Below are 11,634 nucleotides of genomic sequence, written 5' to 3'. Positions count from 1 at the left end.
CCGGTGACGTGCATCGGGTCAAGTCAGCCCATGTTCCCCATTCGCGATCACAACCCATCCGAGCGTGTACCCTTTGTCACCTATGCCCTGCTGGCGGTGAACACGGTGGTTTTTCTTTATATGTGGCCGCTCTATGAAACCGCAGCCGCGACGCAGGTCTTCATCGATTTCGGCATGATCCCCGCCCGCCTGTTACATGGCTTTGGGCTGGAAACACTCATCACCTCGATGTTCCTGCATGGCGGCTTCATGCATTTCGCGGGCAATATGCTGTTTCTGTGGATCTTCGGGGACAATCTAGAGGACATGCTGGGCCATGTCCTCATCCTGCTGTTTTATCTGGCCACAGGAATTGCCGCAGCCCTTCTGCAATTCGCAACGGATCCGGGCAGCTCTGTGCCCATGATCGGCGCGTCAGGAGCAATTGCCGGCGTGATGGGAGGTTATTTGCTGCTGTTTCCCAAGGCGAAGGTCGATGTGCTGTTCATCATCGTGATCATCTTCAAGATCATCCCCATCCCCGCCTGGGTCGCCCTACTGGTCTGGTTTGGATTACAGCTGTTCAACGGCGTATCAACCCTTGGGGTCGAAGGCGGAGGTGTTGCGCACTGGGCCCATGCCGGAGGCTTTATCGCTGGGTTTGCCTTGATCCTGCCGCTCTGGCTACGGCTTGGCGCTCAGCGCTTCTGGTCGCGCACAGATGGCCACCCCGATCATCCCGAGGCGAAATACAAGCTAACCCGGACCAGCATTCCCCGGACCGGACGACGCAAGCGTTGAATGTAAAGCGAATGTGGCCAGCCGAACACGCCCAGCTATACTGCGCTTAGCTAAGTGAGAAAATGCGCGTGAGACTTAGTTCGGGCCAACCGGCTGTTTCGACACGACTTCACTGATCTTGTTCGCGAGCTCAGGTACACTTGAACTAACAGTAAACCCGGCAAACAGACCAATCATCAGGACGGCAGCAGTCAGCGCAACCCAATCGACGGTCACGGCACCATCTTCGCTGCGAGCAAAGCGCGCGAATCTGGGATATATGAGCGGCAACATAAACATGATCTACTCTTTAGCGAAGTTTACGGCACAAATATGTCAGGCTACATTAAATCCGAGCCCAGAGCTCGATCATATTATAGGTTTTTCACCAAATTGTCGAATTTCTCAAAAATTGGTTCGTTAGCAGCAACAATACTTCCACTATCCAGGATTGTTTCACCCTCAACCGGCTCAACCATCCCACCTGCCTCTTTGACGATCAGCAATCCGGCGGCAATATCCCACGCATTCAGGCTGCGTTCCCAGTAGCCGTCATAGCGCCCGGCGGCGACATAGGCCAAATCCAGAGCGGCAGAGCCAAAGCGGCGTACACCGGCACAAGAGGGTAGAATGCGAGCCAGATCCTGAAGTGTTACCGGCAGATCGGCGCGGCCGCCGAAGGGCAGACCGGTTGCAAAGATGCACTCGATCAGGCGCGAACGGCCCGACACACGCAAACGGCTTTGGTTTAGCCAGGCGCCCTCGCCTTTTTCTGCATAGAACATCTCGTCCTTGGCAGCGTCATAGACCACACCGGCGACGATTTCGCCTTTGTGCTCCAGCGCGATGGAAATCGCCCAGTGCGGCAGGCCGTGCAGGAAGTTGGTGGTGCCATCCAGCGGATCCACGATCCAGCGACGGGTCGGGTCCTTGCCCTCGGCCGCGCCGCCTTCTTCAGCCAGCCAGCCATAGTTCGGACGCGCTTCCATCAGTTCGTCACGGATAATCTGTTCGGCAGCAATGTCAGCTTTAGACACAAAGTCGCCAGCGCCCTTCATCGAGACCTGCAGGTTCTCGACCTCGCGAAAGTCCTTCACAAGGCTGCGGCCAGCCTTGCGGGCTGCCTTGATCATAACGTTCAGATTTGCACTGCCTTGCATGGAAAGGACTCCTGATGTTTCAAACGGCGCGTATACGCCCGTAAGCCTTGTTTGCCAAGCCTGAAAGGACGTCAGCCGCGCTGAAGTTTTACCGGTTCCGAGCGGCACAACCGGATCATGTGCGCCATGAAGGGCACCATCGTGTCTTCGTCCCGGGTTGCAGCATACATCTGCTTGCGCAGACCGCCTTCGGTCAGGGGTTTGGTGATGAAATCTGGGTTGCGTTTCACATCTGCCAAAACCCAGTCGGGCAACACCGCGACACCGCGTCCGGCGGCGACCAGCATCAAGATCACTTCGGTCATCTCAACCTGTCTAAGGCCTCGCGGCTCGACCCGTTCGGGCGTCAAAAGCCCTGTAAACACGTCAATTTTCGAGCGCTCTACCGGGTATGTCAGCAAAAGTTCCTGCTCGAAGTCCTCAGCAACGATAAAGTCCTCATCCGCCAGTCGATGTCCTGCCGCAGCGACGAACCGCGGCTCGTAAGCAAAGAGCGGCGAAAAGGTGATGCCCGCCATATCCACCGGATCCGATGAAATGACAAAGTCGACTTCCTCGCGCCGCAGCGCTTCGATCGCGTCAAAGGCCAAACGCTGACGGATGTCCAGATCCACGTCCGGCCAGGCGTGGCGCAGCTTGTCCAGCACCGGAAACAGCCAGTCGAAACAGGCGTGGCATTCAATCGCGATATGCAACCGGCCCGAGCGGCCTGACTTCAGCGCGCGAAATTCCTCTTCAAGGCGGTCAATCTCGGGCAATACCTGCTCGGCCAGCCGAAGCAGCTTCATTCCGGCCGGGCTAAGGCGCATGGGTTTGGTCCGTCGGTGAAACAGCTCCATCCCGACCTGTTCTTCCAGCCCCTTGATCTGGTGGCTTAGCGCGGATTGCGTGATGTGCAGAATGTCCGCGGCCCGCGCCAGAGACCCCGCATGGTGAATGGCGCGCACAGTGCGCAGATGCCGGAACTCGATATACATGCATGATCCTCATGTTCTTTGTGAGAATTATGAATTTGTCTCACAAACACACATGAGGCACAAGGGGGCAACTTCGCCAAACAGCCGCTGAGGATGCCATGACCACGCCTAATATCTCGTTCGAGTTCTTCCCCCCGCAATCGCTGGACGCTTCGTTCCGCCTGTGGGAAACCGTGCGCCAGCTGGCTCCGCTGGACCCCAGCTTTGTCTCGGTCACTTATGGCGCTGGTGGGACAACCCGTGAACTGACCCATGATGCGGTTGGCACGATCCACAAGCACTATGGCCTGAACGTCGCGGCGCATCTGACCTGCGTCGAGGCCTCGCGCGAAGAGACATTGGCGATTGCGAAAAGCTATGCCGACGTTGGCGTGAAAGAAATCGTGGCCCTGCGTGGAGACGCCCCGAAAGGCGCGGATAGCTTCACCGCCCGCGAAGACGGTTTCGCAAGCTCGGTCGAGCTGATCGAAGCCTTGGCAAACACCAGCGACTTCCACATTCGCGTGGGCGCCTATCCTGACCCCCACCCCGAGGCCGCCGATCTGGACGCCGATGTCGCATGGCTGAAGCGCAAGGTGGATGCGGGTGCGGGTTCCGCGATTACGCAGTTCTTCTTTGAAGCGGACACGTTCTTCCGCTTCCGCGACAAATGCGAGAAGGCCGGGATCGACGTGCCAATCATCCCCGGCATCCTGCCCATCGAAAACTGGAAGGGTGTGCGCAAGTTTGCTGAACGCTGCGGCGCATCGGTCCCCACATGGCTGGATGATGCCTTCCACAAGGCAGAACGTGACGACCGCACCGACCTGCTGGCCACCGCAATCTGCACCGAGCTGTGCTCGGATCTGATCGATGGTGGCGTCGAGAACCTGCATTTCTATACGCTGAACAAACCCAGCCTGACCCGCGATGTGGCCCACGCATTGGGCGTCACACCGCAAGTCAGCTTGGCAAAAGTTGCCTGATCGAGACCACGCCACGACGTCACAATCCCTGTGACCCGGCGTAAGTCTTGCATGAACTCACTCACCACCTAGCCTTTCCGGACACCCTTTCGGAAAGGCTTTTTCATGCTGAATGCGACCTCGTTTGACCAATTGCCAACCCTTGACGTCACGGCCTCGATGTCGGGGTTGGAGTTTATGCAAGGCGTCCTGAACGGCACCATGCCCGCGCCACCGATTGGGGCCACACTGAACTATCATCTGCATGCGGTCGAAGATGGGAAGGTCACATTCCACGGCACCCCGGAATTTGCGCATTGCAACCCCATGGGCACGGTTCATGGTGGCTGGTACGGCACGCTTCTGGACAGCGCGATGGCTTGCGCGGTGATGACCCGCGTTCCCAAGGGTTCAGTTTACACCACCCTAGAATACAAGGTGAATATTCTGCGCCCGATCCTGCCCGGCACATTGATCGAGGCCACGGCACAGGTGCAACATGCAGGGCGTTCCACCGGGATTTCCAATGGCGAGATCCGAGGCGTCGAGGATGGCAAACTTTATGCCACCGGCTCGACCACCTGTATCATCATGAAAGTTGCCTAAAGCGCCAGCGACTGCACGGTCACGGTTTCAATCGCGCCATAGCCGTTGAACCGGGTGACGGTCGCAAAACTGTAAGCCCCCATGCCCGCGATCAGGAGATAGTCTTCCTCGGCCAAATCGTCAGGAAGCGACAGTGGGTCGGGCAACTGGTCGATGGAATCGCAGGTCGGCCCGAATACAACGCGCTTTTCCAGCGCACCTTGATGCGACTCTCCATCGGCGCGCACGGTTTTCAACCGGTCCGGCACACCAATAGACGGCGCTTCCGACAATGCGCCGTAGATCCCGTCATTCAGATAGACGGCGCCGTCTTCGCGGATGGCTTTCACACAGGTGGCCAGGCTGAACGCCTCGGCAACCATGGCGCGGCCCGGTTCGCATACCAGTTCGGGCGCGTCTTCACCAAACTCGACCGCGACGGCCGCGTGAATGGCGTGGAAGATCGCTTCAAGATCGGGCGCGATGCCACGATTGGCGGCAAACCCTCCGCCCACGTTCAAGCGATGCAAGCGGATGCCAGCACGTTTTGCCACGTCGGCACATTGCGAAACATAGGCGACCCACGCCGAGGGATCGGCGCATTGCGTCCCGGGATGGAACGTCATGGAGGGCGTGAAGCCCGCCGCCTGCGCGTGCTGAAGCAGCGCCACCGCCTGATCGGGATCCGCGCCGAACTTCGCACCAAAATTATAGGCGGCGCCATCGACCGGCAGTGCCAAACGGACCGAGATTTCAACACCTTGCGGCGGCACCTGTTCGATCAGCTTGTCCAGCTCACGCGCGCTGTCCACGGAATAGGATTGCACGTTCAGCGCCACCGCTTGCGCAATCTCGGACCGGGAGCGGACCGGATTGTTGTAATGCATCTCGACATCGCGGGACACGGCACGCAGCGCGAGCATCTCGGCTGGGCTGGCCACATCAAAGGCTTGCAGACCAGCCGTCACGAGGTTCTCGAGGACCATAGGCGCATCATTGGCTTTGACCGCGTAGGTTACCAACCCATCGAATCCGGCGATAAAGCGACGCGCGGTTGCCTGCAACACGGCAGGCGCAAAGTACATGACCGGCTCCATCGGGCGCTCGGTCTTGAGGTGGGACAGTGGTGTCAGCCAAATCGAGGGTTGTCTGCTCATGGTCGTATTTCCGGGATCCTGTTGACGCTAACCATAGAATCTCAATCCGCGCCGTCGATTTCCAGTGGCACTCCGGGCAAAATGCCGGTTAAATGTCGTCAGATTGAATGGAAGACCTGACAAATGGACGATACTGATCGCGAGCTTCTGGCCCAACTTGAGGGCAACGCACGACTGCCGGTGGCAACCTTGGCACGACGGTTGGGGCTTGCACGCTCGACCGTGCAAGCGCGGATCGAACGCCTTGAAGAGAAAGGCATTATCGCGGGCTACGCGCTTCGACTGGGGGATGCGGCACGCGGGGACCGTATCCGCGCGACCGTGCTGATTTCCATCGAACCACGTTCGACCCCGGCAGTTCTGGCACGCCTGAAAACCCTGACGCAGGTCGAAGCCGCCCACACGGCCTCGGGGCGCTGGGATATGGTGTTGCAACTGGCCGCGCCGTCGACAGCGTTGCTGGACGAGGTGCTGGACGCCATCGGCGAGATCGACGGGGTGAAAGGTTCAGAAAGCTTGATCCACCTCTCGACGCGGATCGACCGGCTGGGCTAAGATTGTCGCGATATAGCTTAATCCATTTTAAGGACCAAGATCGTGCAGTCTAACGACGTTCACACCATTGAAACGGCTCCGATCGCGGGGCAAAAACCGGGGACATCGGGGCTGCGCAAGAAAGTCGCGGTGTTTTCCGAACCGGGCTATCTGGAAACCTACACGCAGGCGATTTTCAACGCGATTGAGCCTGCCGGAAAGACCTTCGTTCTGGGCGGCGACGGGCGGTTCTTCAACAGCGAAGCCATCGCCACGATCCTGCGCATGGCCGCTGCGAATGGCGTGGCGAAAATCATCGTTGGACAGAACGGCATCCTGTCGACCCCGGCGGTCAGCCACCTGATCCGCAAACGCGGTGCAGATGGGGGCTTTATTCTGTCGGCGAGCCATAACCCGGGCGGTCCGAACGGCGATTTTGGCCTAAAATACAACACAGCCAATGGCGGCCCCGCACCGGAAGCCATCACGGACCATATCGTGGCCTGCGCTGAAGCGATTTCCAGTTACCGGATCACCGGCGACTTACCCGAGATTTTGAAAACCCTAAGCAATCTAGGCAGTTACACTCTAGGCGACATGCGGATCGAGATCGTCGATCCCGTCGAAGACTATGCCGCGCTGATGGAAGAACTGTTCGACTTTGATGCCATTCGCAAGTTGATCAACGCAGGCTTTACCCTGCGCTTTGACGCGATGCACGCGGTCACCGGACCCTATGCGACGGAGATTCTGGAACGCCGCCTTGGGGCCGCACGGGGATCGGTCGTAAACGCCATTCCGCTGGAGGATTTCGGCGGCGGGCATCCGGACCCCAACCCAGTCTGGGCGAAAGAGCTGTTCGATCACATGCACGGACCGGACGCACCCGATTTCGGGGCGGCCTCGGACGGGGATGGCGACCGGAATATGATCGTCGGCAAGGGGATCTATGTGGCCCCGTCCGACAGCCTAGCGGTGTTGGCCGCAAATGCGCATCTCGCCCCGGGCTACGTTGCGGGAATTGCTGGGGTTGCACGTTCGATGCCGACCTCGGCCGCATCGGATCGTGTGGCAGAGAAGCTGGGGATCGAAGCATTTCAAACTCCTACCGGCTGGAAGTACTTCGGCAACTTGCTGGACGCAGGCCGCGCCACGCTCTGTGGTGAAGAAAGTGCGGGCACCGGTTCGGATCACGTGCGTGAAAAAGACGGGCTGTGGGCCGTACTGTTATGGCTGAACATCCTTGCCGTACGTGGCGAGGGCGTGGCTGATATCCTGCTGGATCACTGGCAGACCTATGGCCGGGACTATTATTCACGCCATGACTATGAGGGTTTGGACACCGCCGCTGCGAATGCAGTCATGGCTGACCTGAAGAAGAAACTGCCCGCCCTGCCCGGCCAGACTGCCGCAAGTCTGACTGTGCGTGCCGTTGAGGATTTTTCCTACACCGACCCGATCGACGGCTCTGTCGCCACCGGGCAAGGCATCATTTTGGCCTACGAAGGTGGTGCGCGCGCCATGCTGCGTCTGTCCGGCACCGGCACCGAGGGCGCGACATTACGCATCTATCTGGAGCAATACGCCCCACCAGACAACAACCTGACCCGCGATACGCAAGAGGCGCTCGCGGATGTCATTTCAGCCACCTCGCAAGTGGCCAACATCAAAGACATGCTGGGCCGCACTGGGCCGGATGTGATCAGCTGAACACAGGCACAGGTGACGCGCATCAAAAGCAAAACGCCCAGGACTTGCCCGGGCGTTTGTCAATTCTAATAATGGGTTAGCCGGTGACTTCCGTGCAGGTCCCGCGCCCCCAGCCCGACTTGGCGCCCGACGCCGAGAAGTCATAATGCCCGTCTTTCAGGTTCAAATTGTAGTGCAGCGTATAGCTGTAGTCGTCGCTGAACATCAGGTAGGTCACCGAGTCCAGACCGGGATACACGCTGGCGGTCTTCTTTTCGCCACCCATCATCAGATAGCCATCGTGACCATTATCAATAGACACCAAGGTCACCGCCATCTCGGGCAGATTTCCGTTCGGAACTTCGCAGTTGAACGTCCGTTCCTGTGCCAAAGCCATGGTGGGGGTGAAAGCCAAAAGAAGGAGTGCTTTTTTCATTTGTATTCGCCTGTTGATCCGGGTTTCCGTCAGACAGCATAGATTGATCCGTCGCGTGGCCCGAACTGCTACGGGTTGAATATGGCATCATTTTGTCAAAACCCTTTCCAACCGTTGCCAAAGTTAACCATTTTTTGGATCGGCTCCGATTTCGCCACCTGTCCGATCATTTTCGCCACTCCCCTCGTCTACCGGTGCAGGCGGGGTTTCCCTTTGCCGCCCACTTGGGTAAACGGTCTTTGATTTATGAGATTTGGGACGACCACCATGGCCATGGACAAGACCTTCGACGCAGCATCCGCCGAGGCACGCATCTATAAGACCTGGGAAGAGGCCGGCGCCTTCAAGGCGGGCGCGAACGCCAAACCCGGTGCTGACAGCTTCACCATCATGATCCCGCCCCCCAACGTGACGGGCGCGCTGCACCTTGGCCACGCGTTCAACAACACGCTGCAGGACATCCTGATCCGTTGGCACCGTATGCGCGGGTTCGACACGCTGTGGCAGCCTGGTCAGGACCACGCAGGCATCGCGACCCAGCTTCAGGTCGAAAAGATGCTGGCCGAAACGCAGCAGCCCGGTCGCCGTGAACTGGGCCGCGAAGCCTTTCTGGACAAGGTCTGGGAATGGAAGGGCGAATACGGCTCGACCATCATCGAACAGCTGAAGCGCCTTGGCTCGACCTGCGACTGGTCGCGCAACGCCTTCACCATGGCAGGTGCTCCGGGCGATCCGCGTACGGGGCACGAGAACTCGGCCGATTTCCACGATGCCGTTCTGAAGGTCTTCGTGGATATGTACGACAAGGGCCTGATCTATCGCGGCAAGCGTCTGGTCAACTGGGACCCGCATTTCGAAACCGCGATTTCGGATCTCGAGGTCGAGAACATCGAGACCCCCGGCCACATGTGGCACTTCAAATACCCGCTGGCCGGTGGCGCGACCTATACCTATGTCGAGAAAGACGAGGACGGGAATGTCACACTGGAAGAAGAGCGTGATTACATCTCGATCGCGACGACCCGCCCTGAAACCATGCTGGGCGACGGCGCCGTTGCTGTGCACCCCGATGACGAACGCTATGCTCCCATCGTCGGCAAGCTTTGCGAAATCCCCGTGGGTCCGAAAGAGCATCGCCGCCTGATCCCGATCATCACCGACGAATACCCGGATATGAACTTCGGTTCCGGGGCCGTGAAGATCACCGGCGCGCATGACTTCAACGACTATCAGGTCGCCAAGCGCGGCGGCATCCCGATGTATTCGCTGATGGACACCCGCGGTGCGATGCGGGCCGATGGCCTGCCCTACGCAGACGAAGCCGCGACCGCCCAGCGCATCGCCAACGGCGAAGAAGGCTTTGACGAGGCGAAGATCGCCGCGATGAACCTTGTCCCGGATGAGTTCCGCGGGCTGGATCGTTTCGAGGCCCGTAAGCTGGTGGTCGATCAGATCACTGCCGAGGGTCTGGCCGTGATGATCACCAAAACCGTCGACGTCGACGGCGAGGACGTCACCGGCACCGTGCCTTACGTCGAAAACAAACCGATCATGCAGCCCTTCGGCGACCGCTCGGGCGTTGTGATCGAGCCTATGCTGACCGACCAGTGGTTCGTAGATGCCGAGAAGATCGCCGGCCCCGCGCTGGACGCTGTGCGCAATGGCGACGTGAAGATCATGCCGGAAAGCGGCGAGAAGACCTTCTATCACTGGCTGGAAAACATCGAGCCGTGGTGTATCTCGCGCCAGCTGTGGTGGGGACACCAAGTGCCGGTGTGGTACGGCCTTGATCTGTCTGGCAAAGGCTTCAAGGACGACGAGAACGACGGCGAGCTGGATCTGGTCGAAATGGGCCGCCTGCTTCTGGACCAAGACCTGCTGCCGGGTCACGAGCACAGCCACTGCGCCCATGACTTCGACGCGGTTGCGCCTAAGTTTGGTGAGGTTCTGGTCACGCTGCCTGCGCCGCTCAACCACGCCCGTGTGGTCGAAGTGGCCACCCGCGCCGAAGCGATGCACATGTTGGCCGAAACCCTTGCAACCTATGAGACCTCGCAGGATCCGACCAAGCTGGTTTACCCTGTCTGGCGCGACCCTGACGTTCTCGACACGTGGTTCTCGTCCGGTCTCTGGCCCTTCGGCACGCTGGGCTGGCCTCAGGACACGGACGAGCTTAACCGCTTCTTCCCGGGTGACGTGCTGATCACCGGTCAGGACATCCTGTTCTTCTGGGTTGCGCGCATGATGATGATGTCTCAGGCCGTTTGCCATAAAAACCCGTTCCACACGGTCTATCTGCACGGTCTTGTCCGTGACGAGAAGGGCAAGAAAATGTCCAAGACCACGGGCAATGTGATCGACCCGCTCGAGATCATTGACGAATACGGCGCGGATGCGTTGCGGTTTACCAACACCGCCATGGCCTCGATCGGGGGCGTGTTGAAAATGTCCAAGGATCGCGTGGCGGGATACCGGAATTTCGGCACCAAACTTTGGAATGCTGCAAGATTTGCGGAAATGAACGACTGTAAACCGGTCGCGGATTTCGACCCAACAAGCCCAACGCAGACCGTGAACCGCTGGATCATCTCGGAAACCGCGAAGATCCGCGAAGATGTGGACGCCGCGCTGACCGCATACCGTTTCAACGACGCGGCGCATGGGCTTTACGCCTATGTCTGGGGCAAGGTTTGCGACTGGTATGTCGAATTCTCGAAGCCGCTTCTGAACTCGGATGACGCGGCCGTGGTGGCCGAAACCCGTGCGACCATGGCTTGGGTTATCGACCAGTGTCTGATCATGCTGCACCCGATCATGCCCTTCGTGACAGAAGAGCTGTGGGGCCAGATCGCCGAGCGTCCGAAGATGCTGATCCACGCCGATTGGCCGGAATATGGCGATGAACTGCTGGACGAAGACGCCGCGCGCGAGATGAACTGGGTGATTTCGCTGATCGAAAACATCCGCTCGGCGCGCTCGCAGATGCACGTCCCTGCAGGTCTGAAAATCCCGGTGATCCAGCAGGAACTGGACACCGCTGGCCGCACCGCGCTGGAGAACAACCAAGCGCTGGTGATGCGCATGGCGCGTGTCGACTCGATCACGGAAATGGCCGAGCTGCCCAAGGGCTGCATCACCGTTGCGGTCGCTGGTGGCATCTTTGCTCTGCCCTTGGCCGAGATCATCGACGTGGACGAGGAAATTGCGCGGCTTGAAAAGACGCTGGGCAAGCTGGCCAAGGAGCTGGGCGGGTTGCGCGGGCGTCTGAAGAACCCGAAATTCGCGGAAAACGCCCCACCCGAGGTTTTGGCCGAAACGCAGGCAAACCTTGCTGCCCGCGAAGAGGAAGAGGCGACGCTGAACGGCGCCCTCGCCCGTTTGAAAGAAATCTAA

At 59.1% G+C, this 11,634-nt stretch carries 11 protein-coding genes; 6 read left to right on the top strand and 5 right to left on the bottom strand.

Annotated elements, in window-relative coordinates; genetic code table 11:
• The first annotated feature begins 30 nt into the window (after positions 1 to 30).
• Positions 31 to 780: a rhomboid family intramembrane serine protease gene (locus tag MWU53_RS13735; RefSeq protein WP_247094223.1), complete on the top strand. Its 750-nt coding sequence runs from the start codon at positions 31 to 33 to the stop codon at positions 778 to 780.
• Between the two features lie 75 nt (positions 781 to 855).
• Here MWU53_RS13735 and MWU53_RS13730 read toward each other — a convergent pair whose 3' ends face one another.
• The 3 genes from MWU53_RS13730 to MWU53_RS13720 form a co-directional block, all read right to left on the bottom strand.
• Positions 856 to 1,059 carry a hypothetical protein gene (locus MWU53_RS13730; protein WP_247094222.1) on the bottom strand — a complete coding sequence of 68 codons (204 nt, stop codon included), beginning with the start codon at positions 1,057 to 1,059 and terminating at the stop codon, positions 856 to 858.
• Positions 1,060 to 1,133: 74 nt separating this feature from the next.
• On the bottom strand, positions 1,134 to 1,919 hold the full coding sequence (locus MWU53_RS13725) for an inositol monophosphatase family protein (RefSeq protein ID WP_247094221.1): 786 nt from the start codon (positions 1,917 to 1,919) through the stop codon (positions 1,134 to 1,136).
• Between the two features lie 71 nt (positions 1,920 to 1,990).
• Positions 1,991 to 2,896: a LysR family transcriptional regulator gene (locus MWU53_RS13720; protein ID WP_247094220.1), complete on the bottom strand. Its 906-nt coding sequence runs from the start codon at positions 2,894 to 2,896 to the stop codon at positions 1,991 to 1,993.
• A gap of 98 nt (positions 2,897 to 2,994) precedes the next feature.
• On the opposite strand from MWU53_RS13720, the gene metF reads away from it, so the two are divergent.
• Both metF and MWU53_RS13710 read left to right on the top strand, forming a co-directional pair.
• Positions 2,995 to 3,861 (top strand): methylenetetrahydrofolate reductase [NAD(P)H], encoded by an 867-nt coding sequence (metF, locus tag MWU53_RS13715; protein ID WP_247094219.1) that lies wholly within the window; start codon positions 2,995 to 2,997, stop codon positions 3,859 to 3,861.
• Between the two features lie 105 nt (positions 3,862 to 3,966).
• A complete protein-coding gene (locus tag MWU53_RS13710) occupies positions 3,967 to 4,446 on the top strand; it encodes a PaaI family thioesterase (protein WP_247094218.1) in 480 nt (159 codons plus the stop codon).
• Here MWU53_RS13710 and MWU53_RS13705 read toward each other — a convergent pair.
• Positions 4,443 to 5,582, bottom strand: coding sequence for a type III PLP-dependent enzyme (locus tag MWU53_RS13705; protein ID WP_247094217.1), 1,140 nt, complete (start codon positions 5,580 to 5,582; stop codon positions 4,443 to 4,445). The genes MWU53_RS13710 and MWU53_RS13705 overlap by 4 nt on opposite strands.
• A gap of 123 nt (positions 5,583 to 5,705) precedes the next feature.
• On the opposite strand from MWU53_RS13705, the gene MWU53_RS13700 reads away from it, so the two are divergent.
• Complete coding sequence (locus tag MWU53_RS13700) at positions 5,706 to 6,137, top strand: Lrp/AsnC family transcriptional regulator (protein ID WP_108856949.1); 432 nt, start codon at positions 5,706 to 5,708, stop codon at positions 6,135 to 6,137.
• Between the two features lie 42 nt (positions 6,138 to 6,179).
• The gene (locus MWU53_RS13695; RefSeq protein ID WP_247094216.1) at positions 6,180 to 7,826 is read left to right on the top strand and encodes an alpha-D-glucose phosphate-specific phosphoglucomutase; all 1,647 of its coding nucleotides are present in this window, start codon (positions 6,180 to 6,182) and stop codon (positions 7,824 to 7,826) included.
• Positions 7,827 to 7,902: 76 nt separating this feature from the next.
• Here the strand turns inward: MWU53_RS13695 and MWU53_RS13690 are convergent, their stop codons facing one another.
• Positions 7,903 to 8,241, bottom strand: a complete 339-nt coding sequence (locus tag MWU53_RS13690) for a hypothetical protein (protein ID WP_247094215.1) — start codon at positions 8,239 to 8,241, stop codon at positions 7,903 to 7,905.
• A 267-nt stretch (positions 8,242 to 8,508) separates the two neighbouring features.
• Between MWU53_RS13690 and MWU53_RS13685 the strand changes: the two genes are divergently transcribed.
• Positions 8,509 to 11,634: a valine--tRNA ligase gene (locus MWU53_RS13685; RefSeq protein WP_247094322.1), complete on the top strand. Its 3,126-nt coding sequence runs from the start codon at positions 8,509 to 8,511 to the stop codon at positions 11,632 to 11,634.

The organism is Aliiroseovarius sp. S1123, assembly GCF_023015885.1.
In the GTDB taxonomy this organism is placed as follows: Bacteria; Pseudomonadota; Alphaproteobacteria; order Rhodobacterales; family Rhodobacteraceae; genus Aliiroseovarius.
The sequence above is the reverse complement of the archived record's forward strand: the minus strand, read 5'-3'. Positions and strand labels throughout refer to the sequence as shown.

Coding starts and splice junctions, on each gene's coding strand:
- MWU53_RS13735 (WP_247094223.1), top strand. CDS start 31: ATGTTCCCCATTCGCGATCACAACCCATCCGAGCGTGTACCCTTTGTC.
- MWU53_RS13730 (WP_247094222.1), bottom strand. CDS start 1,059: ATGTTTATGTTGCCGCTCATATATCCCAGATTCGCGCGCTTTGCTCGC.
- MWU53_RS13725 (WP_247094221.1), bottom strand. CDS start 1,919: ATGCAAGGCAGTGCAAATCTGAACGTTATGATCAAGGCAGCCCGCAAG.
- MWU53_RS13720 (WP_247094220.1), bottom strand. CDS start 2,896: ATGTATATCGAGTTCCGGCATCTGCGCACTGTGCGCGCCATTCACCAT.
- metF (WP_247094219.1), top strand. CDS start 2,995: ATGACCACGCCTAATATCTCGTTCGAGTTCTTCCCCCCGCAATCGCTG.
- MWU53_RS13710 (WP_247094218.1), top strand. CDS start 3,967: ATGCTGAATGCGACCTCGTTTGACCAATTGCCAACCCTTGACGTCACG.
- MWU53_RS13705 (WP_247094217.1), bottom strand. CDS start 5,582: ATGAGCAGACAACCCTCGATTTGGCTGACACCACTGTCCCACCTCAAG.
- MWU53_RS13700 (WP_108856949.1), top strand. CDS start 5,706: ATGGACGATACTGATCGCGAGCTTCTGGCCCAACTTGAGGGCAACGCA.
- MWU53_RS13690 (WP_247094215.1), bottom strand. CDS start 8,241: ATGAAAAAAGCACTCCTTCTTTTGGCTTTCACCCCCACCATGGCTTTG.
- MWU53_RS13685 (WP_247094322.1), top strand. CDS start 8,509: ATGGCCATGGACAAGACCTTCGACGCAGCATCCGCCGAGGCACGCATC.